Annotated in this window: 16 protein-coding genes; 7 read left to right on the top strand and 9 right to left on the bottom strand. The window is 61.2% G+C overall.

Features of this window, described 5'->3' with window-relative positions:
• Positions 1-176: 176 nt before the first annotated feature.
• Entirely contained in the window at positions 177-1,550 is a 1,374-nt protein-coding gene (gene ppnN / locus CQ041_RS08745) for a nucleotide 5'-monophosphate nucleosidase PpnN (protein WP_105522394.1), read from the bottom strand.
• A gap of 345 nt (positions 1,551-1,895) precedes the next feature.
• On the opposite strand from ppnN, the gene fabV reads away from it, so the two are divergent.
• Positions 1,896-3,089 carry an enoyl-ACP reductase FabV gene (gene fabV, locus CQ041_RS08740; RefSeq protein ID WP_105522393.1) on the top strand — a complete coding sequence of 398 codons (1,194 nt, stop codon included), beginning with the start codon at positions 1,896-1,898 and terminating at the stop codon, positions 3,087-3,089.
• 67 nt (positions 3,090-3,156) lie between these two features.
• On the opposite strand, the gene CQ041_RS08735 is transcribed toward fabV, so the two are convergent.
• Positions 3,157-4,392: an anthrax toxin-like adenylyl cyclase domain-containing protein gene (locus tag CQ041_RS08735; RefSeq protein WP_105522392.1), complete on the bottom strand. Its 1,236-nt coding sequence runs from the start codon at positions 4,390-4,392 to the stop codon at positions 3,157-3,159.
• Between the two features lie 296 nt (positions 4,393-4,688).
• On the opposite strand from CQ041_RS08735, the gene CQ041_RS08730 reads away from it, so the two are divergent.
• Complete coding sequence (locus CQ041_RS08730; RefSeq protein ID WP_105522391.1) at positions 4,689-5,312, top strand: HAD family phosphatase; 624 nt, start codon at positions 4,689-4,691, stop codon at positions 5,310-5,312.
• Here the strand turns inward: CQ041_RS08730 and CQ041_RS08725 are convergent.
• Positions 5,309-6,214, bottom strand: a complete 906-nt coding sequence (locus tag CQ041_RS08725; protein WP_105522390.1) for a LysR family transcriptional regulator — start codon at positions 6,212-6,214, stop codon at positions 5,309-5,311. The genes CQ041_RS08730 and CQ041_RS08725 overlap by 4 nt on opposite strands.
• A gap of 102 nt (positions 6,215-6,316) precedes the next feature.
• Here CQ041_RS08725 and CQ041_RS08720 point away from each other — a divergent pair, with 102 nt between their 5' ends.
• Positions 6,317-7,486: an aspartate aminotransferase family protein gene (locus CQ041_RS08720; protein ID WP_105522389.1), complete on the top strand. Its 1,170-nt coding sequence runs from the start codon at positions 6,317-6,319 to the stop codon at positions 7,484-7,486.
• A gap of 84 nt (positions 7,487-7,570) precedes the next feature.
• Here the strand turns inward: CQ041_RS08720 and punR are convergent, their stop codons facing one another.
• Complete coding sequence (gene punR / locus CQ041_RS08715) at positions 7,571-8,485, bottom strand: DNA-binding transcriptional activator PunR (protein ID WP_105522388.1); 915 nt, start codon at positions 8,483-8,485, stop codon at positions 7,571-7,573.
• Positions 8,486-8,606: 121 nt separating this feature from the next.
• Between punR and punC the strand changes: the two genes are divergently transcribed.
• A complete protein-coding gene (punC, locus tag CQ041_RS08710) occupies positions 8,607-9,797 on the top strand; it encodes a purine nucleoside transporter PunC (RefSeq protein WP_105522387.1) in 1,191 nt (396 codons plus the stop codon).
• 64 nt (positions 9,798-9,861) lie between these two features.
• Here punC and CQ041_RS08705 read toward each other — a convergent pair whose 3' ends face one another.
• A complete protein-coding gene (locus tag CQ041_RS08705; RefSeq protein WP_105522386.1) occupies positions 9,862-10,695 on the bottom strand; it encodes a nucleoside-binding protein in 834 nt (277 codons plus the stop codon).
• Positions 10,696-10,853: 158 nt separating this feature from the next.
• On the opposite strand from CQ041_RS08705, the gene CQ041_RS08700 reads away from it, so the two are divergent.
• Positions 10,854-12,356 (top strand): nucleobase:cation symporter-2 family protein, encoded by a 1,503-nt coding sequence (locus CQ041_RS08700; RefSeq protein ID WP_105522385.1) that lies wholly within the window; start codon positions 10,854-10,856, stop codon positions 12,354-12,356.
• A 40-nt stretch (positions 12,357-12,396) separates the two neighbouring features.
• On the opposite strand, the gene CQ041_RS08695 is transcribed toward CQ041_RS08700, so the two are convergent.
• The 4 genes from CQ041_RS08695 to CQ041_RS08680 all read right to left on the bottom strand — a co-directional run bounded on the left by CQ041_RS08695 (position 12,397) and on the right by CQ041_RS08680 (position 16,092).
• Entirely contained in the window at positions 12,397-13,137 is a 741-nt protein-coding gene (locus CQ041_RS08695) for a YciK family oxidoreductase (RefSeq protein WP_105522384.1), read from the bottom strand.
• 184 nt (positions 13,138-13,321) lie between these two features.
• Positions 13,322-13,993, bottom strand: coding sequence for an N-acetylmuramic acid 6-phosphate phosphatase MupP (gene mupP / locus CQ041_RS08690; protein ID WP_105522383.1), 672 nt, complete (start codon positions 13,991-13,993; stop codon positions 13,322-13,324).
• Positions 13,994-13,997: 4 nt separating this feature from the next.
• Positions 13,998-14,696, bottom strand: coding sequence for a bifunctional 2-polyprenyl-6-hydroxyphenol methylase/3-demethylubiquinol 3-O-methyltransferase UbiG (gene ubiG, locus CQ041_RS08685; protein ID WP_105522382.1), 699 nt, complete (start codon positions 14,694-14,696; stop codon positions 13,998-14,000).
• 64 nt (positions 14,697-14,760) lie between these two features.
• Positions 14,761-16,092, bottom strand: coding sequence for a TRZ/ATZ family hydrolase (locus tag CQ041_RS08680; RefSeq protein WP_105522381.1), 1,332 nt, complete (start codon positions 16,090-16,092; stop codon positions 14,761-14,763).
• Positions 16,093-16,200: 108 nt separating this feature from the next.
• On the opposite strand from CQ041_RS08680, the gene mtnA reads away from it, so the two are divergent.
• A complete protein-coding gene (gene mtnA, locus CQ041_RS08675; RefSeq protein ID WP_105522380.1) occupies positions 16,201-17,277 on the top strand; it encodes an S-methyl-5-thioribose-1-phosphate isomerase in 1,077 nt (358 codons plus the stop codon).
• 423 nt (positions 17,278-17,700) lie between these two features.
• Positions 17,701-20,355: a DNA gyrase subunit A gene (gene gyrA, locus CQ041_RS08670; protein WP_033902525.1), complete on the top strand. Its 2,655-nt coding sequence runs from the start codon at positions 17,701-17,703 to the stop codon at positions 20,353-20,355.
• The last annotated feature ends 22 nt before the right edge of the window (positions 20,356-20,377 follow it).

The following is a 20,377-nucleotide window of genomic DNA, read 5'->3' as shown; positions in this document are numbered from 1 at the left end:
CTGCCCGTTGCTGCAACGCCGCGGTTGCGCACCAGCACATGGGTATCCAGCTCGATCATGCGGCTTTCGACCCTCGTGCTCCTTGGCGGATACGTGAATCGGAATAAGTGAAACCTAGTCCGATTCACGCCACACGCACGCCCGAAAGCACTACAACTTATGACCGTCTGCTGGCGTTATTGCACCACGCGATAGCAGGGAACATACGCCGCGCCGCCCGGCAACTTCATGCGGTGCTGGGCCACGAACGCCTTCAATAGCTCATCCAGCGGCTTCATGATGGCCGGGTCGCCGTTGATCTCGTAAGGGCCGTTCTGCTCGATCAGGCGGATGCCCTTGTCCTTGACGTTGCCCGCGACAATGCCCGAGAACGCGCGGCGCAGGTTCGCCGCCAGTTCATGGGGTGGCAATGCGTGGCTCAATTGCAGGCTGGCCATGTTGGCGTGGGTGGGGTCGAACGGGCGCTGGAAGCCCTCGTCGATCTTCAGCAGCCAGTTGAAGTGGAAGGCGTCATTGCGCTCGCGACGGAACTGCTTCACCGCCTTGAGGCCTGCGGTCATCTGCCGGGCCACTTCAGCGGGGTCGTCGATGATGATCTGGTAGTGCGCCTGCGCCGCTTCGCCCAGGGTGGCGCCAACAAAAGCGTGCAATTGTTGCAGGTACGGCGCCGCATGCTCCGGGCCGGTGAGAATGACCGGGAAGGGCAGGCCTTGGTTGTCCGGGTGCATCAGGATGCCCAGCAGGTACAGGAACTCTTCGGCCGTACCGGCGCCGCCGGGGAAGATGATGATGCCGTGGCCCACGCGCACGAAGGCTTCCAGGCGTTTCTCGATGTCCGGCAAAATCACCAGTTCGTTGACGATCGGGTTCGGCGCTTCCGCCGCGATGATGCCCGGTTCGGTCAGCCCCAAGTAGCGCCCCCCGGTAATGCGTTGCTTGGCGTGGGAAATAGTCGCGCCTTTCATCGGCCCTTTCATCACGCCAGGGCCGCAGCCGGTGCACACATCAAGGCTGCGCAGGCCCAGTTCGTGGCCGACTTTCTTGGTGTATTTGTATTCTTCGGTATTGATCGAGTGGCCGCCCCAGCACACCACGATCTTCGGTTCCACACCGGGGCGCAGCGTGCGCGCGTTGCGCAGCAGGTGGAACACGTAGTCGGTGATGCCCTGGGAGTTGCTCAGGTCGATGCGCTGGCTGTCCAGCTCATTTTCGGTGTAGACGATATCGCGCAGGGCGCTGAAGAGCATTTCACGGGTGCTGGCGATCATTTCGCCATCGACGAACGCGTCGGCGGGTGCATTCAGCAGTTCCAGGCGCACGCCGCGATCCTGCTGGTGGATACGCACTTCAAAGTCTTTGTAGGCGTCGAGGATGGTCTTGGCATTGTCGATGTGGGCGCCGGTGTTGAGGATAGCCAGGGCGCACTGGCGGAACAGGGTGTAGGTGCTGCCGGTACCGGCTTCGCTCAGCTGTTGCACTTCACGTTGAGACAGGGTTTCGAGGCTGCCCTTGGGGCTGACGGAGGCATTGATGACTTGACGTTGGGGCATTCTGATTCCTTGAAAGCGCAGCCATCGCACCTGTGGCAGGCCGCGATGGCTTGAGAATGGTGGGCGCCGATTAGGTCGCACGAGCCGATTGTTTACCTCAGGCACAGGGCTGAGTGCAAACACCGTCCGCCACCATCATGCCGCAGAAACGGCTCGATCAGCTTCCAGTTTTTGCACAAAACCCGACGCAGGGTCGCCAAGGGCCTCGTGGATGCGGATTGGACTTTGTTAACAGAAGATTTGCGACTATCGTGACGCTTCGGTTTTTCGGACGTCATAGACCGGTACGATTGAAGTTGAATGGCCACCACTGGCCGTCGACCCCTTGGAAGAGGCAGAAATTTTATGATCATCAAACCGCGGGTTCGTGGCTTTATCTGTGTGACCGCTCACCCTGTTGGCTGTGAAGCGAATGTCAAAGAGCAGATCGATTACGTGACCCAACACGGCGCCATCGAAGGCGGCCCCAAGAAGGTGCTGGTCCTGGGCGCCTCCACTGGCTACGGCCTGGCCGCGCGCATCAGTGCTGCGTTTGGCTGCGGCGCCGACACCCTGGGCGTGTTTTTTGAGAAAGAAGGCGAAGAAGGCAAGCTGAGCTCCGCCGGCTGGTACAACAGCGCTGCGTTCGAGAAGTTTGCCGTCGAGAAAGGCCTGTACGCCAAGAGCATCAATGGCGACGCGTTCTCCGACGAGATCAAGCGCCTGACCATCGAAACCATCAAGAAAGACCTGGGCAAGATCGACCTGGTGGTCTACAGCCTGGCCGCGCCACGCCGTACCGACCCGCAAGGCGTGGTGCACAACTCCACCCTCAAGCCGATCGGCAAGGCCGTGACCCTGCGCGGTATCAACACCGACAAAGGCGTTGTGGTCGACACCACCCTGGAGCCAGCCACCCAGGAAGAAATCGACGGCACCGTCAAAGTGATGGGTGGCGAAGACTGGCAGCTGTGGATCGACGCCCTGCGTGACGCCGACGTCCTGGCCGAAGGCGCCAAGACCACCGCGTTCACCTACCTCGGCGAGAAGCTGACCCAGGATATCTACTGGAACGGCTCCATCGGCGAAGCCAAGAAAGACCTGGACAAGAAAGTCCTGACCCTGCGCGACAACCTGGCAGCGCTCAAGGGCGACGCCCGTGTGTCGGTGCTCAAGGCCGTGGTAACCCAGGCCAGCTCGGCGATTCCGATCATGCCGCTGTACCTGTCGCTGCTGTTCAAAGTGATGAAAGAGCAGGGCACCCACGAAGGCTGCATCGAGCAGGTCTACGGCCTGTTCAAGGACAGCCTGTACGGCAGCGAGCCGAAACTCGACGCCGACGGCCGCCTGCGTGCCGACCTGGCTGAGTTGGAGCCGAAAGTACAGGACGCCGTGGCTGCACTGTGGAACCAAGTGACCGACGACAACGTCAACGAGATCAGCGATTTCGCCGGCTACAAGGCTGAATTCCTGCGCTTGTTCGGTTTTGAGATCGATGGCGTGGACTACGACGCTGACGTCAATCCGACCGTGAAGATCAACGGTCTCGTCTCGGCATAAGTGACGGCGTAGACAGCAGCCTCGATAACCCTGTTATGAGGCTGTTGTTTTGCAAGCGCACAGAACGTCAGCCTGGGCGAAAGGCTGATGCCAGCCGCTCTTGGGCATGGGTGAAACCAGAGCGCTTGATACCGACCACGTCTCGCTCCCAAAGCGGATTCAGTGGCACGTGATAGCCGCTGTCCTTGGCCGTCTTTATCAGTTCCGCCATTTCCTTGCCATCGTTGATGATGCTGATTTCGTCGAAGCGTCCCAGCTTGGTCGGCAGGAAAAACGTGGCCGGGTAGTTAGCGGCGACTTCCGCTGCCGGGCTGCCAGAATCCGCATTATGGTGGACCACCCGCTCTCCATTGCCGACCAACCTGTGATTGATCAGCGCTATCATTTGCCTTATTCGCGGCGTGGCGTTGCCCAGGTCGGGATCTTCCTTATGATAGAAATGCGCGGCGCTTTCATAGTCTGCGCGTAACGCTTGCGGCACCTGAAACGCCTTGGCGTCTGGTTGATGCTGCCTGTAGCGATCAATTCGTCCCTTGAACACACTGTGCGCAATATCGGGCACCGGGATCACATCCTGGGGGCCGAAGTCACTCAGGTGCGGCGCCACCATGTGCAGGTCATAGTCGGCCGTCAGTGCCTTGCCATCGGCCTTTTTTGCGAGCACTTCAAGGGGCTTGCCCTCGTGGGTAATGAGGTAGTTGTGTTCCAAAGGTGACGAGCGCTGGCCTTCGAATGCATACAGCTGCTGACTGGGCCCCTCCGCGCTGAAACGCAACGTCCCTTCGTGCTCGTTCGATGCCAGTTGAGTGATGTGGCCGAGTTTCATCAACTCGCCAAGTCGGCCGGGCGAAAGCTTCAAGGGAATTGCGACGGCATGCCCGTCGCTGATGCATTCCTGGATTTGCTCATTGGCGCGGCTGACTTTGGCAGGTGCATCGCGCTTGAATTTTTCGAGCTTGCTGAAGGCCTGGTCCGTGCAGATCAAGCCGGCTTGTGGTCCCCAATTGGCGCTTTTCCCCTTGATATGAAAGTCCTTGGTGGGATGGCCGGCCTCTATCAGCCCTGTTGCGACGGTTTCCACGGGACGTACGCCAATGATGGAGTTGGTCGCCAGCGCAATTTTATACAAGGGAATGAGGTGGCTCGACACTATTCCGGTTTTGTCGCGTGCGCGCTCAAATGCGACGTTTATCGAGTTCGTTGTCTCTTGAGCGTTGTCAGTCGGCTGGAGGGGTTGAGCGTGTTGCAAGGTGTCCAGGCTGAGCGCGGAAGGTGAGATAGCAGGGGGCATTACGCCTTTCATTGAAGATCTCCACGTCATGTTTCATAGGCACGTTGGATGATCCCTTCCACACCAGACATTCCCTCTATTAGCGAGGGCACGTTAAAGAAGTCTTCTACTGTATGGAAGAATAAATATGCCGAGCTGTTTTAAGCACAGCCGGAAAAAGAGCGCGGAATGCAGGGATATGCAGCAGCGCAGCTCTTTTTGCCGCCCACGCCCCGTGAAATTATCAGAACGGTCCTACGCATGTTTACGTGCGGCGTTGTTCCGCTGGCATGCGAGACTGGCGCATCACACACAGGGGGGAGGGGCGTATGACCATTCGTGCAGTCGTTTTTGATTTCGGCGGTGTCCTGTTCGACTGGAACCCGCAACACCTCTATCGCAAGCTGATTGCCGATGACGCCGAGCGGCAATGGTTCCTCGACAACATCTGCACCCAAGCCTGGAACACCGAGCAGGATGCCGGCCGTTCGTTGGCCGACGGTACTCACATGCTCGTCGAGCAATACCCCCATCATGAAAGCCTGATCCGCGCCTACTACGACCGTTGGCACGAGATGTTGCGTGGCGCGTTGCCGGAGGGCGTGGCGATCCTCAGGGGGCTGCACCAGGCCGGGATGCCGCTGTTCGGGCTCACCAACTGGTCCGCCGAGACGTTTCCCTATGCGCGCGCCAACTATCCTTTCCTGCAGTGCTTGCGCGACATCGTGGTGTCGGGGGAGCTGGGCCTGATCAAGCCCGATGCAGCCATCTACCACGCCAGCCTCAACCAGGTGCGGGCACATCTGCCGGCCATTCAGGCGGAGGAAGTGGTGTTCATCGATGACGTCAAAGGCAATGTCGACGCGGCCATGGCGCTCGGCTGGCAGGGAATTCACCATGTGACTGCCGAGGGTACCGCCGCGCAATTGCGTGACTTGGGCGTGAGCTTCTAGCGCGCCCATTTCTCCATGACGAACTCCACAAAGGCCCGCAGTTTCGGCAGGCGGTGGCGGTCCTGGCCGTAGAGCAGGTGCATGGGGCGGCTCGGCAGTTGATAGCTGCCCAGCAACGCCACCAGGTTGCCGGTTTGCAACTCCGGTTGCACCAGGGCATCGGGCAGCATGACGATGCCCATGCCTTGCACCGCTGCCTGGCGCAAAGCCTGGGAGCTGTTGATGGTCAGTGAGCCGGACACCGGGATCTCCACTTCGCCTTCCGAGCCGGTCATGCGCCATAGCTTGTCGGCGTTGCGCCAGTCGTCGGTGGAGGGGTAGGCGAAGGCCAGGCAGTCGTGGTGCTGCAGGTCTTGCGGCGTCTGCGGGGTGCCGCGTCGTGCCAGGTATCCAGGTGAGGCGCAGAGGGTGATGGTGTAGTCCTGCAGCGGTCGGGCGATCAGGCTGGAGGGCTCCAGTTCGCCCAGGCGGATGGCTGCGTCGAAGCCGCTGTCCACCAGGTCCATGCGCTGGTTGCTGAGCACCACGTACAGCTTGATCTGCGGGTAGCGTTGGGAGAATTCGCTCAGGGCCGGCGCCAGGCGTTCGGTGCCGAATGCCGGAGGAGCGGTGATGCGCAGGGTGCCTCGGGGGATGTCGCTGTTGGCCTGTTCGGCGAGCTGTTCGGAGTCCGCCACCAGCCCCAGGACTTCCAGGCAACGCTGGTAATACTGCCCGCCGAATTCCGTGAGGCTCTGCTTGCGCGTGGTGCGTTTGAGCAGGCTGACACCCAGGCGTTGCTCCAGCGCCCGCAAGTGGTTGCCGACCATGGTGGTGGACACTCCACAGGCCTGTGCGGCGGCAGTCATGCTGCCGGTCTCCACCACTTTTACGTAAACCGACATCGCCTGGAACAGATCCATTATCAAGCTCTGATTAAAAGTCATTGCAGGAATGTGCAGTTTATCCAGCATAAGTGGCTAACGATACTGTCGCCTTCGCAACGACCTTCTGGAGCTGACACCATGACCGCCGCCTGCCTGATGACCACTTACCAACCCTTGGCCCTGAGTTTTACCCGTGGCCTGGGCACACGCTTGTGGGACCAGCAGGGCCGCGAATACCTGGATGCGGTGGCCGGCGTAGCGGTGACCAATGTTGGGCATTCCCATCCCAAATTGGTCGCGGCCATCAGCGAGCAAGCGGGCCTGCTGCTGCACACCTCGAACCTCTACAGCATCGATTGGCAGCAACAGCTGGCCCGGCGTTTGACGCAGCTGTCCGGCCTGGACCAGGTGTTTTTCAACAACTCCGGCGCGGAGGCCAATGAAACCGCGCTCAAGCTTGCGCGCCTGCATGGCTGGAAAAAAGGCATCGAAGCGCCACTGGTGGTGGTGATGGAGAACGCGTTTCACGGTCGCACCCTGGGCACCATGGCGGCTAGCGACGGGCCATCGGTGCGCCTGGGGTTTCAGCGCCTGCCGGGGGATTTTCTCAAGGTGGGGTTTGGTGACATGGCGGCGCTCGAGGCGATCACCCGGACTTACGGCACGCGCATCGCCGCCGTCCTGCTGGAGCCCGTCCAGGGTGAAGGCGGCGTATTGCCGGCGCCGGCCGGCTACCTGAACGCCGTGCGTGAACACTGTACCCGCCAGGGCTGGCTGATGATGCTCGATGAGATCCAGACCGGTATCGGCCGCACCGGCAACTGGTTTGCCTTCCAGCATGAAGGCATCGTGCCGGACGTGATGACGTTGGCCAAAGGCCTCGGCAACGGCGTGCCCATCGGCGCCTGTGTCGCTCGCGGCGCTGTGGCCCGCTTGTTCACACCGGGCAGCCATGGCAGTACATTTGGCGGCAACCCGCTGGCCTGCCGGGTGGGCTGTACGGTGCTGGACATCATTGAGGAACAGGGTTTGCTGCAGAACGCCGCGCAACAGGGGGAGCGCTTGTTGGCACGGCTGCGGGTCGAGCTGGGTGAACACCCGCAGGTGCTCGCGATTCGTGGGCAGGGGCTGATGATCGGTATCGAACTCGCCAGCCCCTATCGCGACCTGGCCCAACGCGCGGCCCAAGAGCATGGATTATTGATCAACGTCACGCGCGGCAAGATCATCCGCTTGCTACCGCCGCTGACCCTGGACGCCAAGGAAGGCGAAATGATCGTGCGGGCCATCACCCGGCTACTGGATTGAAATCCGATCAACCGGTGGGGGATAGCGGCCACAACCGAATCCCCTGTGGGCGCCGGGCTTGCCCGCAGGAGATACCCCTACGCTTCAGCCGTCGTCGCCATTGAGCCATTCCTGGTTCAGGGTCTCCTTGTCCCCCAGGTAGTCCAGCAACCACGCCATGGCGGGCGACAGCCTGTCCTGGGCCCAGGCCACGCAGGATGGGCTGGCCGGGAATGGCCGGCTCAATTGCAGGGCCACCAGTTCGCCGCGTTCGATCCACGGCAGCACCTGATGGGCCGGCGCCATGCCTACACACAGGCCGTCGCGCAGGCAGTCGATGGCCGACGACCAATTCGGTACCACCAGCCGTCGCTGGTTATCCAGGGTCCAGGTGTCACGCTTGGGCAGGTTGCGCGAGGTGTCGGTCATGCACAGCGAGGCAAAGGGGCGCAGTTGATCATCGCTGAGCAAGCCTTGTATGTGCGCCAACGGATGCCGCGCACTCACCACGCACAGCCAGTTCAGCAGGCCCATGTCGCGGAAGGTAAAGCGGCTGGCCACGGGTACGGCGCTGGTGGCGCCGATCACGATGTCAGTGCGCTCATCCGCCAGCGCGTCCCACACGCCGTTGTACACCTCGTATTCCAGCAGCAATTCCACCTCGGGGAACTGTCGATAGAAATCCAGCACCAATTGCCGGCAGCGCTGAGGCTTGACGATGGAATCCACGGCCACCTTCAACTGGCCGCTCCAACCATTGGCCACTTGCTGGCACAGGCGTCGGGTGCCGAGCATTTTTTTCATCACGCCGCGGGCTTCGTCAATAAACAACCGGCCTGCCGGCGTCAGTTCCACATCACGATGGCGTCGCACAAACAACGGCACCGCCAGCCACTCTTCGAGCTGGCGCACGGTATAGCTGATGGCCGACGGCACGCGGTGCAGTTCCTGGGCGGCGGCACTGAAGCTGCCATGCCGCGCCACGGCATCAACCACATCCAGTGAATATTCGGACCACATGGCATAGCCTTCAAAATAATTGATTGGAGAGTCCAATTATTATCGCTTCACAGTAAATCTGTCAGCTTCATAATGGGCGCCAGTCAGCAAATAGTTTGATGGCAGGACCGATAAGGCTTCAATGAAAAATTCTTTTGGTTTCACTGGGTATCTGGCCGGACTGAGCATGCTCGGTTATTTGGCCATGGACATGTACTTGCCGGCGTTCGGCGCCATGGGCGAGCAATTGCAGATTGGCGCGGGCGCGGTGGGGGCGAGCTTGAGTATTTTCCTCGCCGGATTCGCCGTGGGGCAGCTGTTGTGGGGCCCGCTGTCCGACCGCCTGGGGCGCAAGCCGGTACTGCTCGCAGGCTTGGGGCTGTTCGTATTGGGCTGTGCCGGCATGTTCTGGGTCGAGACGGCCGCACAGTTGCTGGCGTTGCGCTTCATGCAGGCGATTGGCGTGTGTGCCGCCGCAGTCAGCTGGCAGGCATTGGTCATCGACCGTTACCCGGCCGACAAGGCACATCGCGTGTTCGCCAGCATCATGCCGCTGATGTCGCTGTCGCCGGCGCTGGCTCCGCTGTTGGGGGCAGTGGTGTTGAACCACCTGGGTTGGCAGGCGATCTTCGGCGTGCTGTTGGCGGTGTCGCTGTTGCTGTTGCTACCGACATGCTTCCTGCGCAGCCCGCCGAAACGTCATACGGAAAAGGGTGAAGTCTCGCGCCTCGGTTATGGACAGTTGCTCGCCTCTCGCGTGTTCAGTGGCAACGTGATGATCTTTGCCGCCTGCTCGGCCAGTTTCTTTGCCTGGCTGACGGCGTCGCCGTTCATCCTCGGTGACATGGGCTACAGCCCGAATGACATTGGCCTGAGCTACGTAGTGCCGACCCTGGCGTTTCTGGTGGGTGGCTACAGTTGCCGCAGCGCGCTGCAACGCTTTCAGGGCAAGACGCTGTTGCCATGGTTGCTGTTGGCATACTGCATCAGCATGGTCGCCTTGTACCTGGTCGCGACCCTGACCGTGCCCACCCTCACCACCTTGCTGATCCCGTTCTGCCTGATGGCGCTGGTCAACGGTGCCAGCTACCCCATCGTAGTGGCGAATGCGCTGATGCCTTTTGCGGAAAATTCCGGCAAGGCGGCAGCGCTGCAAAATACCCTGCAATTGGGTTTGTGCTTTCTCAGCAGCCTGTTGGTGTCATCGATGATCGACCAGCCGCTGCTGATCACCGTGGTCGTGATGCTGGCGACGGCGCCGCTGGCGGTATTGGGTTACTGGCTGGCGCGGCCGAAAGCCACCCGCTCGGAACTGGCAGCGAATTTGAAGTGACGACGCGGTCGAATGTGGGCGCGGGCAAGCCCGCTCCCACTGTTTGATTGAGTTTCTTCAGGTATTAGAAGGTGATTTCCATATTCACCGTCGGTGTGGAGGTACGGCTACCCCGGCCGCCATCCACACCGAATTTGTTGTGCCAATACTCGTAGCCCACCCCCAGGTACAGGTTTGGCTTCACATTTTTACCCGGCCGCACGGCCACCATCAGCGCGGTACGCATCAGCGCTTCCGGCGCGGTGTCGCGGCCATGGTAATCCTCGCCCTTTTCACCGACGTAATTGATGAAGCCCTGGAATTTCGCCGCGTGGCTGGCGATCTCGAACGGGCGCATCCAGGTCAGGTTGAGCATATAGGTGTCGTCGAACGTATGGTTCGACTCCTTCGCGCCGGGGATGCCGGTGTGGTTCTTTTCCTTGTAGTACATCAGGCTCAGGTCCAGCACGCCGACGGTGTTGAACTTCAAGGTCGGGCCGATCACCAACGCGCGTTTTTTTGCCGAGGCGAAGTTGTTGTTGCGGTTGGCGTCGAAGCCCAGGGTCAGCGCGTAGTCCTTCACCAGGCCAGTGCCCAGCGGCACATCGAAAACCCGTGACGCATACAGCTGGTGGCGATATACCGCGTACACCTCGCTGCCGCCATGGTCCGTACCCTTGCGTGGGTCACGGCTGTCGGACAGGAACACATCCAGGTTGAGGAAATTGCTGCCGTATTGGTAGCCGCTGGCGTGGGTAAAACTGTAGATGCGCTTGCTAAATTCGTCGGGGTTATTCGGATTGGTGAACTGCTGACCGTAGCGAAATCCCACGCTGTTGTTCATCCATTCCACCGCTACGGCCTCCCCGCCGCCGAGGAGGGCGAGTGCAACGGTAGTCCCCTGCAATACCTTTTTCATTGTTGTAAGTCCTTTGGCGTTCTGGCTCATCACGGCCGGATTGTTTTTGTAACGCCAGTGGAGGGTATCTTGTTCAAATGATTGTATACAACTCTATGGACATCCAGTCATAACATTGCATACAGTGGCCCCACAACAAAAACAGAGAACCCCTCACCATGACTATCCCGAAGGCGTCACCGCAGCGGCCAGAAGATGAGAATCTCGGCGTCGCCGCCAACATGGCTTACGGCCTGCAGCATGTGCTCACCATGTACGGCGGCATCGTCGCGGTGCCATTGATCGTCGGCCAGGCGGCCGGTTTGTCGCCGGCGGACATCGGCCTGTTGATCGCTGCGTCGCTGTTTGCCGGCGGCCTGGCCACGTTGTTGCAGACCCTGGGCCTGCCGTTCTTTGGCTGCCAGTTGCCGCTGGTGCAAGGCGTGTCGTTCGCCGGTGTGGCAACCATGGTGGCGATTGTCGGCAGTGACGGCGCCGGCGGGGTGCCGGCGATCCTCGGGGCGGTGATGGCCGCATCGTTGATCGGGTTACTGATAACCCCGGTTTTTTCGCGGATCACCAAGTTTTTCCCGCCGTTGGTGACGGGTATCGTGATCACCACCATCGGCTTGACCCTGATGCCCGTCGCGGCGCGCTGGGCCATGGGCGGCAACAGCCGGGCGGCGGATTTCGGTAGCATGCCCAATATCGGCCTGGCGGCATTGACCCTGGTGTTGGTGCTGTTGCTGAGCAAGATCGGCAGCGCCACTATCTCGCGCCTGTCGATCCTGCTGGCGATGGTGATCGGCACCGTGATTGCGGTGTTTCTCGGCATGGCGGACTTCTCGAACGTGACCCAGGGGCCAATGTTCGGATTTCCCACGCCCTTCCATTTCGGCATGCCAACCTTTCATATCGCCGCGATCATCTCCATGTGCATCGTGGTGATGGTGACCCTGGTGGAAACCTCGGCGGACATCCTCGCGGTCGGTGAGATCATTGACACCAAGGTTGATTCCAAACGCCTCGGCAACGGCCTGCGCGCCGATATGTTGTCGAGCATGTTCGCACCGATCTTCGGCTCGTTTACCCAGAGCGCCTTCGCCCAGAACGTCGGGCTGGTGGCGGTAACCGGGGTCAAGAGCCGCTTCGTGGTGGCCACCGGCGGCTTGTTCCTGGTGATCCTCGGCCTGTTGCCGTTCATGGGGCGGGTGATTGCGGCGGTGCCGACGTCGGTATTGGGCGGTGCGGGGATCGTGCTGTTCGGCACGGTGGCGGCCAGCGGTATTCGCACCTTGTCGAAGGTGGATTACCGCAACAACATGAACTTGATCATCGTGGCGACTTCCATCGGTTTCGGCATGATTCCCATTGCAGCGCCGAGCTTCTACGATCAATTCCCGAGCTGGTTCGCGACCATTTTCCACTCGGGCATCAGTTCGTCGGCGATCATGGCCATCCTGTTGAACCTGGCGTTCAACCATTTCACTGCCGGCAACTCGGACCAGCAATCGGTGTTCGTGGCGGGGACTGAGCGCAGCTTGTGCTTCCGGGACGTGTCGGAACTGCGAGACGGGGATTACTTCCGCGGCGGCAAGCTGTTCGACGCCGAGGGCAAGGAGATTCCAGTGGTGGCGGATACGCCAAAGAAGGCATCCAAACCGCAGACCACTGAGGTCTGAAAAGTGTGGGAGCGGGCGCGCTCCCACCTTTCGTTTTCTCTTACTGGGCGTCGAAGGCCTGGCCGTTGATGCCGGTGCTGTCCGGGCCCATCAGGTACAGGTACACCGGCATGATCTCTTCGGGTGTCGGGTTGTCCGCCGGGTTTTCCCCTGGATACGCCTGCGCACGCATGCTGGTGCGGGTGGCACCAGGGTTGATGCTGTTGGCGCGTACTGGCGCGACCGTGTCCAGTTCGTCGGCCAGGGTTTGCATCAGGCCTTCGGTGGCAAACTTCGACACACCATAAGCCCCCCAATAAGCCCGGCCTTTGCGGCCAACGCTGCTGGAGGTGAACACCACCGATGCATCCTGGGACAGCTTGAGCAGCGGCAGCAGGGTGCTGGTCAGCATGAACATCGCGTTGACGTTGATGTGCATCACGCGCATGAAGTTCTCGCCCGACAGCTGCTCGATCGGCGTGCGCGGGCCGATGATCGAGGCGTTGTGCAGCAGGCCGTCGAGGCGGCCGAACTCTTTTTCGATCATTGCCGCCAGTTCATCGTACTGATGGGGCAGGGCAGTCTCCAAATTGAACGGAATCACCACCGGCTGAGGCTGGCCGGCCGCTTCGATCTCGTCGTAGACCTGCGCCAGGTTGGCTTCGGTCTTGCCCAGCAAGAGCACGGTGGCACCATGGGCGGCGTAGGTTTTCGCCGCGGCCGCGCCAATCCCGCGCCCGGCACCGGTGACCAGGATTACCCGGCCTTTGAGCAGTTCTGGACGTGCAGAGTAATCAAACATAATTAGCCTCGACAAAATTCAGCAGCTTATAGACCCCAAGCTCGAATGCAGCATAGATCCCCTGTGGGAGGGTGCTTGCCCCCGATGAGGGCCTATCAGTGATAGAGGTGCAGACTGACCCACTGCAATCGGGGGCAAACCCTCCCGCAGTGGATCTTTATGGGTCAGCGAAAAGGGCGAACACTCAGCAACTGCACAGTGCGTTATCCAGCACCTTGCGCAGCTCCAGCGGGTGGTCCACCACCACGTCGGCGCCCCAATGGCGCGGGTTGTCGTCCGGGTGGATGTAGCCGTAGGTGACCGCTGCGGTGCGCGTGCCGGCATCACGACCGGACTCGATGTCGCGCAGGTCATCGCCCACGAACAGCACGCTGGCCGGGTCCAGGTCGAGCATCTTGCAGGCCAGGATCATCGGCTCCGGGTCTGGCTTGCTGTTCTTCACGTGGTCCGGGCAGATCAGCAGCGCCGAGCGCTCGGCCAGGCCCAGTTGCTGCATGATCGGCTCGGCAAAACGCAGCGGCTTGTTGGTGACCACACCCCAGACCAGCTTGGCTTTCTCGATGTCTTCCAGCAGCTCGGCCATGCCGTCGAACAGCTTGCTGTGCACCGCGCAACCCTTGACATAACGCTCCAGAAACTCCAGGCGCAGCGCTTCAAAGCCTGGGGATTCCGGGTCCATCGAGAAGGTCACCGCAACCATCGCCCGCGCACCGCCGGAGATTTCATCGCGGATATGCTGGTCGTTGATCGGCGCCAGGCCACGGTCGGCGCGCATGGCCTGGCAGATGGCGATAAAGTCCGGCGCGGTGTCCAGCAGGGTACCGTCCATATCGAAGAGAACCGCTCGCAACTTCACAGGCTCACTCCTCGCGCAGGGTCTGGATCATGTAGTTGACGTCAACGTCATTGGCCAGCTTGTAGTGCTTGGTCAGCGGGTTGTAGGTCAGGCCGATGATGTCCTTGACGGTCAGGCCGGCCTGGCGGCTCCAGGCACCCAGTTCGGATGGACGGATGAATTTCTTGAAGTCATGGGTGCCGCGCGGCAGCAGCTTCATGATGTATTCAGCGCCGATGATCGCGAACAGGTACGCCTTGGGGTTGCGGTTGATGGTGGAGAAAAACACCTGGCCGCCGGGCTTGACCATGCGGAAGCAGGCGCGGATCACCGAGGACGGGTCCGGCACGTGTTCCAGCATCTCCAGGCAGGTGACCACATCGAACTGCTCGGGCATTTCCTCGGCCAGGTCCTCGGCGGTGATCTGGCGGTATTCGACGTTCACGCCGGATTCCAGCTGGTGCAGTTGGGCCACGGCCAGCGGCGCCTCGCCCATGTCGATGCCCATCACCGTGGCGCCGCGCTGGGCCATGGCTTCGCTGAGGATGCCGCCGCCGCAACCGACGTCCAGCACCTTCTTGCCGGCCAGGTTGACGCGTTCGTCAATCCAGTTGACCCGCAGCGGGTTGATGTCGTGCAGGGGTTTGAATTCGCTCTCGCGGTCCCACCAGCGGTGAGCCAGGGCTTCGAATTTGGCGATTTCGGCGTGGTCGACGTTGCTCATGGTGAATCCTCTAAACCTGATAAATCGTTTGGTCAGTCCTGAACCCAGGGGTTCAAAACCTTCGTTATTCGTTGTGCCCGCTGATGCGTTTACCCCAGGCGATGGCCGTGGCGGTCAGTTGGTGTTCATCCATGCGGGTCAATTGCCGGTCGTCGAGCAACTGCTTGCCGGCGACCCAAAGGTGTTTCACGCAATCGCGTCCGGTGGCATATATAAGCTGTGAGACCGGATCGTAGATCGGTTGTTGCGCCAGCCCCGACAGGTCGAACGCGACCATGTCCGCCGCCTTGCCCACTTCCAGCGAACCAATCTCGCTGTCCAGGCCCATGGCGCGGGCACCGTTGAGGGTAGCCATGCGCAAGGCGCGGTGAGCGTCCAGGGCGGTGGCCGAACCGGCGACGGCCTTGGCCAGCATCGCAGCGGTGCGGGTTTCACCCAGCAGGTCCAGGTCGTTATTGCTGGCGGCGCCGTCGGTGCCGATGGCGACGTTGACCCCAGCCTGCCACAGACGCTCCACCGGGCAGAAGCCGCTGGCCAGTTTAAGGTTCGATTCCGGGCAATGGATGATGCTGGTGTTGCTTTCTACCAGCAAAGCCAGATCGTCTTCGCTGATTTGAGTCATGTGCACGGCCTGGAAGCGTGGGCCCAGCAGGCCGAGGCGACCCAGGCGCGCCAGTGGTCGCTCGCCGGTCTGCTCGACGGCTTGCTGCACTTCGGAGGCGGTTTCGTGCACGTGCATCTGGATAGAGGCATCCAGCTCCTCGGCCATGACCCGGATCTTCTCCAGGTTTTCATCGCACACGGTGTAGGGCGCGTGGGGGCCGAAGACGATGTTGATGCGGGGATGATGCTTGAGGTCGCCGAACAGTTCGACGCCCTGGCGGATCGCCTCGTCGGCGCTGCTGGCGCCAGGGATCGGGAAATCGAGGATGGGAATTGCGATCTGCGCGCGCATGCCGCTGTTGTGCACGCAGTCGCTGGCGACCTTGGGGTAAAAGTACATGTCGGAGAAGCAAGTGATGCCGCCCTTGAGCTGTTCCGCGATGGCGAGGTCGGTGCCATCCCGCACGAAGGCTTCATCGACCCACTTGGCTTCGGCGGGCCAGATGTGTTTTTCCAGCCAGGTCATCAGGGGCAGGTCATCGGCCAGGCCGCGAAACAGGCTCATTGCTGCATGCCCGTGGGCGTTGATCAGGCCGGGGCTGAGCAGCATGCCCGGCAGCTCGCGCACGTCGCTGGCCGCCAGTTTCAGGGCGGTCGCGCGTGGGCCGATAAAAGCGATGCGCCCGTCGCGGATGCCCAGGGCATGCTCTTTGAGCACCACGCCGGCAGGTTCGACGGGTACCAGCCAGGTCGGCAGTAGCAGTAAGTCGAGCGGGGCGGCAGTGGCGGTCATCGCGGGCTTCTTCCCAGGCAGCTATAAAAGAAGGGCCAAGTATACCCGAGCGTCCTGACGGGCGGATCGCTATAATCGGCGGCTTTGTTCATGAGTGCGGAGTTAGGGATGCGCGATCGACTGTTGGCTGCGGAGAAAGTGAAGGCCATCGATTGGCGCGACGGCGCGCTGCACCTGCTCGATCAGCGTGCCCTGCCGTCCCGGGAAAGCTGGGTGGTTTGCGCAACGGTCGACGACGTGGCGGCGGCGATTCGTTCGATGACCGTGCGCGGGGCGTCTGCGATCGGTATCTGCGCGGCCTACGGCTTGGTGCTCGCTGCCCGTGCGCGACTTGCCGAGGGCGGTGACTGGCAGGCCGCGTGGGAAGAAGACTACGCACTTTTAGCTGATTCCCGGCCAACGGCGTCGAACCTGTTCTGGGCGCTCAAGCGCATGCGTGATCGGCTGGACCGTCTCCGGAAACACGCCGACCCGCTGGCGGTGCTGGAGGCCGAAGCGATTGCGATCCATGAAAGTGATCGAGAAGCCAATATCACCATGGCCCAACTGGGGGTGGAGTTGATCCGCAAGCAACAGGGCAATGCCCAGGCGATCCTCACGCATGGCAATGCCGGCGCGCTGGCTACGGGGGGCGTGGGAACGGCCCTTGGCGTGATTCGCGCAGCGTTCCTGGAGGGTATGGTCGAACAGGTCTATGCCAATGAAACCCGGCCGTGGCTGCAAGGCTCGCGGCTGACGGCCTGGGAACTGGCGGGCGAGGGCATCCCGGTGACGGTGAATGCCGACTCGGCGGGCGCCCATATCCTCAAGACCAAAGGCGTGACCTGGGTGGTCGTCGGCGCCGATTGCATCGCGGCCAATGGCGATGTGATCAGCAAGATCGGCACCTATCAGCTGGCGGTGTGCGCGATGCATCACGGGGTGCGCTTCATGGTCGTCGCGCCGAGTTCGACCATCGACCTGATGATGGCGACGGGCGAAGATGTCGCGCTGGAAGAGCGGGATGCCGACGAGTTGCTGGAGGTGGCCGGCCAGCGTTTCGCCGCCGATGTGAAGGCGTACAACCCGGTGTTCGACGTGACGCCGGCCGACCTGATCGATGTGATCGTGACCGAAAAAGGCATCGTTGAGCGGCCGGATATGGCCAAGTTGGCCAGGTTGATGTGCCGTAAGCGGCTGCATTGAGGGCTTGGACGCCTGTGAGATTGCGATCGGGGGCAAGCCCCCTCCCACACTGGAATTGTGAATACAGTCAAAACGTGGGAGGGGGCTTGCCCCGATCGGCCTTCAAAGTCAATAAAACCCTCGGATCCAACCTCGAAAAACAGCGTCAAATCCTCTCTAAGCCTCTCTCGTCCCCCTCAAGCCTGTCACCCGTCAACTTACTATGCTCCATGCGCATCAGGGGGATAGGTGCGTGGCGGCGATTGTGATAACATCCGGCGGTTTCCAGGGCCGCCCCGAGGGGTTGCCCATAACGTGCAGATCCGTGTCATAACTCGTTGATTTGTCGTAAGTCGTTGTCAGGCACTTTGCCGGCAGCGGCGAGCTTCGTTCGTCCCATATGGATGTGACGAGGTTTCACCCGAAAAAGGAATCAGGCTTCTCATGGGCGAACTGGCCAAAGAAATCCTCCCGGTCAATATCGAAGACGAGCTGAAACAGTCCTACCTCGACTACGCGATGAGCGTAATTGTCGGTCGGGCACTGCCTGATGCGCGCGATGGCTTGAAGCCCGTGCACCGGCGTGTGCTGTTCGCGATGAGCGAGCTGGGTAACGACTGGAACAAGCCGTACAAGAAATCTGCCCGTGTTGTCGGTGACGTGATCGGTAAGTATCACCCTCACGGCGACACTGCGGTGTACGACACCATCGTTCGGATGGCCCAGCCGTTTTCCCTGCGCTACCTGCTGGTAGACGGCCAGGGCAACTTCGGTTCGGTCGACGGCGACAACGCCGCGGCGATGCGATACACCGAAGTGCGCATGACCAAGCTGGCGCACGAGCTGCTGGCCGACCTGCATAAAGAAACCGTGGACTGGGTGCCGAACTACGACGGCACCGAGATGATCCCGGCGGTCATGCCGACCAGGATTCCGAACCTGTTGGTCAACGGCTCCAGCGGTATCGCCGTGGGCATGGCCACCAACATTCCGCCACACAACCTCGGTGAAGTCATCGACGGTTGCCTGGCCCTCATCGACAATCCTGAACTGACTGTCGATGAGCTGATGCAGTACATCCCCGGCCCGGACTTCCCGACCGCCGCGATCATCAACGGTCGCGCCGGCATCATCGAAGCCTACCGCACCGGTCGTGGCCGCATTTACATGCGCGCCCGCTCGATGATCGAAGACATCGACAAGGTCGGTGGCCGCCAGCAGATCGTCATCACCGAACTCCCCTACCAGCTGAACAAAGCGCGCCTGATCGAGAAGATCGCCGAGCTGGTCAAAGAGAAGAAGCTCGAAGGCATCACCGAGCTGCGCGACGAGTCTGACAAAGACGGTATGCGCGTGGTGATCGAGCTGCGTCGTGGCGAAGTGCCTGAGGTGATCCTCAACAACCTCTACGCCCAGACCCAGCTGCAAAGCGTGTTTGGTATCAACGTGGTTGCCCTGATCGATGGCCGCCCGCGCATCCTGAACCTCAAGGATCTGCTGGAAGCCTTCGTCCGTCACCGTCGTGAAGTGGTTACCCGCCGCACCGTGTTCGAACTGCGCAAGGCCCGCGAACGCGGCCACATCCTGGAAGGCCAGGCGGTTGCGCTGTCGAACATCGACCCGGTGATCGCCCTGATCAAAGCCTCGCCAACCCCGTCGGAAGCCAAGGAGGCGCTGATCAGCACGCCTTGGGAGTCCAGCGCCGTGGTGGCGATGGTTGAACGTGCCGGCGCCGACTCGTGCCGTCCAGAGACCCTGGACCCGCAATACGGCCTGCGCGAAGGCAAGTATTTCCTGTCGCCGGAGCAAGCCCAGGCCATCCTGGAACTGCGCCTGCACCGCCTGACCGGCCTGGAGCACGAAAAGCTGCTGGCCGAGTACCAGGAGATTCTCAACCAGATCGGCGAGTTGATCCGCATCCTCAGCAGCGCCGTGCGCCTGATGGAAGTGATCCGCGAAGAACTGGAAGTGATCCGCGCCGAATACGGCGACGTGCGCCGCACCGAGATTCTCGATGCACGCCTCGACCTGACCCTGGGTGACATGATCCCGGAAGAAGAGCGCGTCGTGACCATCTCCCATGGCGGCTATGCCAAGACCCAGCCGCTGGCTGCGTACCAGGCCCAGCGTCGTGGCGGTAAAGGTAAATCGGCTACCGGCGTGAAGGATGAGGACTACATTGCTCACCTGCTGGTCGCCAACAGCCACACCACGCTGCTGCTGTTCTCCAGCAAGGGCAAGGTGTACTGGCTCAAGACCTACGAAATTCCGGAAGCGTCCCGTGCCGCCCGTGGTCGTCCGCTGGTCAACCTGCTGCCGCTGGACAGTGATGAATACATCACCACCATGCTGCCGGTCGAGGAATACACCGAAGGTCACTTCATCTTCATGGCCACCGCCAAAGGCACCGTCAAGAAGACCCCGCTGGAATCCTTCAGCCGCCAGCGCAGCGTGGGCCTGATCGCCCTGGAACTGGACGAAGGCGACGTGCTGATCTCCGCCGCCATCACCGATGGCGAGCGTGAAGTCATGCTGTTCTCCGACGGTGGCAAGGTGACGCGCTTCAAGGAATCCGACGTGCGCGCCATGGGCCGTACTGCCCGTGGTGTTCGCGGCATGCGCCTGCCAGAAGGGCAGAAGCTGATTTCGATGCTGATCCCGGAAGAAGGCAGCCAGATCCTCACCGCTTCGGCGCGTGGTTACGGCAAACGTACCGCCATCAGCGAGTTCCCGGAGTACAAGCGTGGCGGCCAGGGCGTGATCGCCATGGTCAGCAACGACCGCAATGGCCGTCTGGTCGGCGCGGTGCAGGTGCTCGACGGCGAGGAGATCATGCTGATTTCCGACCAGGGCACCCTTGTACGTACCCGTGTGGATGAAGTGTCGAGCCTGGGCCGTAACACCCAGGGCGTGACCTTGATCAAGCTGGCCAGTGACGAAACGCTGGTGGGCCTGGAGCGTGTGCAGGAACCATCGGAAGTCGAAGGCGAAGAGCTGGAAGGCGAGGCGTTTGACGGTGAGGTGATCGCAGCAGGCGATGACCACGTCGACGAGCCAACCCTCGATGCTGCCGCAGACGAAGAAGAACCGCAGGAATAAGCGGACACACAGGGGGCGGATG

This window comes from Pseudomonas sp. MYb60, from assembly GCF_002979555.1.
Taxonomy (GTDB): domain Bacteria; phylum Pseudomonadota; class Gammaproteobacteria; order Pseudomonadales; family Pseudomonadaceae; genus Aquipseudomonas.
Note: the sequence above shows the minus strand (reverse complement) of the source record. Positions and strands in the feature narration are given on the sequence as shown.

What these genes read in the sequence shown, in the direction of transcription:
- CQ041_RS08680 (WP_105522381.1), bottom strand. Translation starts at nt 16,092, where the DNA reads ATGACCGCCACTGCCGCCCCGCTCGACTTACTGCTACTGCCGACCTGG.
- CQ041_RS08695 (WP_105522384.1), bottom strand. Translation starts at nt 13,137, where the DNA reads ATGTTTGATTACTCTGCACGTCCAGAACTGCTCAAAGGCCGGGTAATC.
- ppnN (WP_105522394.1), bottom strand. Translation starts at nt 1,550, where the DNA reads ATGCCCCAACGTCAAGTCATCAATGCCTCCGTCAGCCCCAAGGGCAGC.
- CQ041_RS08725 (WP_105522390.1), bottom strand. Translation starts at nt 6,214, where the DNA reads ATGGATCTGTTCCAGGCGATGTCGGTTTACGTAAAAGTGGTGGAGACC.
- mtnA (WP_105522380.1), top strand. Translation starts at nt 16,201, where the DNA reads ATGCGCGATCGACTGTTGGCTGCGGAGAAAGTGAAGGCCATCGATTGG.
- punR (WP_105522388.1), bottom strand. Translation starts at nt 8,485, where the DNA reads ATGTGGTCCGAATATTCACTGGATGTGGTTGATGCCGTGGCGCGGCAT.
- gyrA (WP_033902525.1), top strand. Translation starts at nt 17,701, where the DNA reads ATGGGCGAACTGGCCAAAGAAATCCTCCCGGTCAATATCGAAGACGAG.
- CQ041_RS08700 (WP_105522385.1), top strand. Translation starts at nt 10,854, where the DNA reads ATGACTATCCCGAAGGCGTCACCGCAGCGGCCAGAAGATGAGAATCTC.
- CQ041_RS08735 (WP_105522392.1), bottom strand. Translation starts at nt 4,392, where the DNA reads ATGAAAGGCGTAATGCCCCCTGCTATCTCACCTTCCGCGCTCAGCCTG.
- punC (WP_105522387.1), top strand. Translation starts at nt 8,607, where the DNA reads ATGAAAAATTCTTTTGGTTTCACTGGGTATCTGGCCGGACTGAGCATG.
- CQ041_RS08730 (WP_105522391.1), top strand. Translation starts at nt 4,689, where the DNA reads ATGACCATTCGTGCAGTCGTTTTTGATTTCGGCGGTGTCCTGTTCGAC.
- CQ041_RS08720 (WP_105522389.1), top strand. Translation starts at nt 6,317, where the DNA reads ATGACCGCCGCCTGCCTGATGACCACTTACCAACCCTTGGCCCTGAGT.
- fabV (WP_105522393.1), top strand. Translation starts at nt 1,896, where the DNA reads ATGATCATCAAACCGCGGGTTCGTGGCTTTATCTGTGTGACCGCTCAC.
- CQ041_RS08705 (WP_105522386.1), bottom strand. Translation starts at nt 10,695, where the DNA reads ATGAAAAAGGTATTGCAGGGGACTACCGTTGCACTCGCCCTCCTCGGC.
- ubiG (WP_105522382.1), bottom strand. Translation starts at nt 14,696, where the DNA reads ATGAGCAACGTCGACCACGCCGAAATCGCCAAATTCGAAGCCCTGGCT.